This is a genomic window from Streptodolium elevatio (genome assembly GCF_040649515.1).
Taxonomy (GTDB): domain Bacteria; phylum Actinomycetota; class Actinomycetes; order Streptomycetales; family Streptomycetaceae; genus Yinghuangia; species Yinghuangia elevatio.
The window spans coordinates 1-3,209 of the sequence record NZ_JBEZFP010000267.1 but is presented as its reverse complement, the minus strand read 5'-3'; the positions used below and the strand labels follow the sequence as shown (position 1 = coordinate 3,209).

General features: G+C 71.8%; 4 protein-coding genes. 3 read left to right on the top strand and 1 reads right to left on the bottom strand.

The window, feature by feature from the left end; genetic code table 11:
• On the bottom strand, positions 1–230 hold a 230-nt coding region (locus AB0C36_RS42865), incomplete at its 3' end, for a hypothetical protein (RefSeq protein WP_358365168.1).
• A 163-nt stretch (positions 231–393) separates the two neighbouring features.
• On the opposite strand from AB0C36_RS42865, the gene AB0C36_RS42860 reads away from it, so the two are divergent.
• The 3 genes from AB0C36_RS42860 (at position 394) to AB0C36_RS42845 (ending at position 3,089) form a co-directional block, all read left to right on the top strand.
• Positions 394–1,092, top strand: coding sequence for a helix-turn-helix domain-containing protein (locus tag AB0C36_RS42860; protein WP_358365166.1), 699 nt, complete (start codon positions 394–396; stop codon positions 1,090–1,092).
• A 318-nt stretch (positions 1,093–1,410) separates the two neighbouring features.
• Positions 1,411–2,364 carry an LLM class flavin-dependent oxidoreductase gene (locus tag AB0C36_RS42850; RefSeq protein WP_358365165.1) on the top strand — a complete coding sequence of 318 codons (954 nt, stop codon included), beginning with the start codon at positions 1,411–1,413 and terminating at the stop codon, positions 2,362–2,364.
• 374 nt (positions 2,365–2,738) lie between these two features.
• Positions 2,739–3,089, top strand: coding sequence for a hypothetical protein (locus AB0C36_RS42845; RefSeq protein WP_358365163.1), 351 nt, complete (start codon positions 2,739–2,741; stop codon positions 3,087–3,089).
• The last annotated feature ends 120 nt before the right edge of the window (positions 3,090–3,209 follow it).

Below are 3,209 nucleotides of genomic sequence, written 5' to 3'. Positions count from 1 at the left end.
GGACCGGCTTTGGTCCAACCCACCACGGTGGTGTTGACCATCCCCGGCAGACGGCGACCCGGGGTGGGGAACGCCGCATCGACCAGCCTCGTCAGCAGACGTGAGTTCGCGACTGTCTCCGGAGACAACGTCACCAGGCCTGCGGCCGGTACAAGCGCCGCTGCGGCGTCGGCTTCGGATACACCGTTCTTGTCATACCAGGACGATCCTGCGTGACTGCCACCTCGCATCGCGGCCCCGTTCGGTGTGCGGCGTCGGGAACGTCGCCCTTTCCCCGGACCGTCAGGTGGCGGACGGTGATACCCCAACGGTGGCGCCGCGCGCCGACCCATCGAGGCGACCGTCCGTGACCCGATCGTCGGGCCCTCGGCGGTGGGCCCCGATACTTGGATCATGTACGTCGAACGTCGCTCAGCCAAGGGACCGTTCACGGTGTGGGCCCGTTCGGCCGGCGCGGGCGGTGCCGGGCTTGTGCTGCCGGACGGCTGTATCGACCTGATCCGGGCCGACGGCGACCTGTTTGTAGCCGGGCCGGACACCCGTGCCCACACCGTCATCGATCCGCCCGGTGCGACCTACACCGCGCTGCGGTTCGCGCCCGGCACCGCGCCCGCGCTGCTCGGTGTCCCCGCCGACGAGCTGCGCGACCGGCGGGTGCCGCTGGCCGACCTGTGGGGCGAAGACGAGGCCCGCGTCCTGGCCGAACGCGCCGCGGCCGCGCCCGACACCGCCTTCTTCCTGGAAGACCTGGCCGCCCAGCGGCTGCGCGCCGCCGATTCCCTGCCCGCCCGGTTCGCTGCGACCGTCGTCGGCGCGCTGCGCGCCGGCGCCGACATCGCGTCCGTCGCGGGCACCGTCAACCTGAGCGAACGCCAACTCCGCCGCCGTTCGCTCGCCGCGTTCGGGTACGGCCCCAAGACCCTCGCCCGGATCCTGCGCCTGGACAGCGCCCTCACCCTCGCCCGAACGGGCATGCCCGCCGGCCTGGTCGCGGCCACCGCCGGCTACGCCGACCAGGCCCATCTGGCGCGAGACGTCAAGGCGCTGGCTGGCGTGCCACTGCGGCGACTGCTCAGCCCCGCGCGGTCATGAGCGGCGCCAACAGGTCCACACCGGTGCCGTCCCCGTCCAGCACCACCGCGTAGCGCTGGCCCCAGGTCCACGCCGGCGGGGTCGGCACACGTGAACGCCGGGCTCGTGTGGTGGCCGCCGGCGGGTGCGGTCCAGCGGGGGTCCCAGGACTTCACCAATCTGACGGCCTTCTCGGCCGGCGTCGCGTCGTGGTGGGTCCGAAACGTTCAAGACCGCAACTCGGGGAAGTCGCGAACATGGTCGGGAGCGGCAGGGCCCTCGACTCGGCGGGCTCGAGGCGGGGGAGCGCCGCGATCGTCGAGACGGTGGGGATCAATGATGAGAATCGGTATCGGACTGCCCGCGGCCGTGCCCGGGACACCGGCCGCCGCGACCGGGCGTTGGGCGGCGGCGGCGGAGGAACGCGGGTTCTGCTCGGTGGGTGTGATCGACCGGCTGGTCTACGACAACCTCGACCCGTTGGTCGCGTTGGCCGCGGCGGCGGTGTGCACCGGGCGGGTGGAATTGCTGACCACGGTGCTGAACATCGGGTATCGCCGTGACGCGGTGGTCCTGGCGAAGCAGATCGCCTCGGTCGAACTTCTCTCCGAGGGTCGTTTGACGGTGGGATTGGCCCTCGGTGGTTGGCCCGAGGACTACGCGGCCGGCGAGGTCTCGCTCCGGGGCCGCGGAGCGGTCATGGATGCGACCCTGACGACGATGCGCCGGGTGTGGGCCGGTGAGTACGCGGGGGCGTCGGGGCCGATGCCCGCGCTGCCTGCCGGACGTCCGGGACTGCTGCTCGGCGGGCTGGTACCGGCCGCCCACAAGCGCGTCGCGACGCGCGCTCAGGGCTGGGTGGCACCGTCGTTCGGATTGACCACACTCACCGAAGGCGCCGCCGCCGTACGCCGGGAGTGGCGAAATTTGAGCCGCGACGGGGAGCCGCGCGTGGTCGTGGAACGCTACTTCTGTCTCGGCGAGCACGCGGAACGAAACGCCGACCGCTACCTCGCCCACTACTACGGGTCGGAGTATTTCCCGTCCGTACGGGCGGACACGCTGACCGGCGGGAAGCAGGTCCAGGACGAACTCGGGCGGCTGTCCGCCGCCGGTTGTGACGACGTGATCCTGTTCCCGTGCACCGGTGACCTCGGACAGCTCACCGCGTTGGCAGACGTACTCGACGAGATCGGCGCCACCCACCCCGACGGTTACACCTTCCCATCTCCCGCCTCGGCCCGACCCTGCGACGTCGGACCGGAGCACCCGCCGACCGGCGAAAGAGGCTGACGAAGTGGCAAACGGTCGAACAAACCCGGCGTGGCACCCGCGGACACCGCCACGGTCGTAGCGGCCGGGGTGTCGACTACCGGGATCGCGTGGACGCGATGACCGGGCCCCGCCACGGACTCGGCGCCGAGATCGACCCGCCCGGACCGCCTCCGAGGTACTGCGCACGAATCGCGCGGGCGGGACGAGTCGGCCGGCACAAGGGCCGGCCGCCGGATGGTTCCCCGGGCCGCGTCGTGCAGGCAACCTCGGTCCGCCGGTGCGCTCGCGCTGCTGAGCGTCGTTGGCGCCACCAACGGCGGATCCTGCGCATGGTCTTGCGACGGGCTCGATGTGGGGCGGGTACGCGCACGAGTCCGGGTTCCACGGCGCACGTGTCGATCGAGGCCCCGGTGGATCACGGCGTGTGGGTTGCCACGGCGGCCTTTGGCCGGTGTTCACCGGGGGTGCTGGCGAGAGCGGCGAACCGGGCGCGGCGACGAGTGGCGGAGGCCGTGTCGGAGGCGTCGCGCCAACAGCAGGGGGCGTATTTCGGCGGGACAGATCCGGTCTCGAAGAAAGCGGCCGTCACATCGCTCGATGGCCGGCCGCATGATCGACGCCACAATCGGCCCGACACCGGCACCGCAGCGGTCAGCCAGAACGAGATGTGCGAGCTGTTGGGCGCGAGCAAGCCCACGGTGAACCGCGGCTTCAAGGACCTGCGCGAGTGCGGCCTGGCCTAGGGAGTGTCTTCAAATTCGCGTCGGACAGCCCGCGGGCCGTGGTGCGTGCGCTCGCAAGGCGCGGGCCGCAGCTCGGCCTGGGTTTGGCCGGGCAGGGTCCGCAACGCGGCGAGCGTGCGT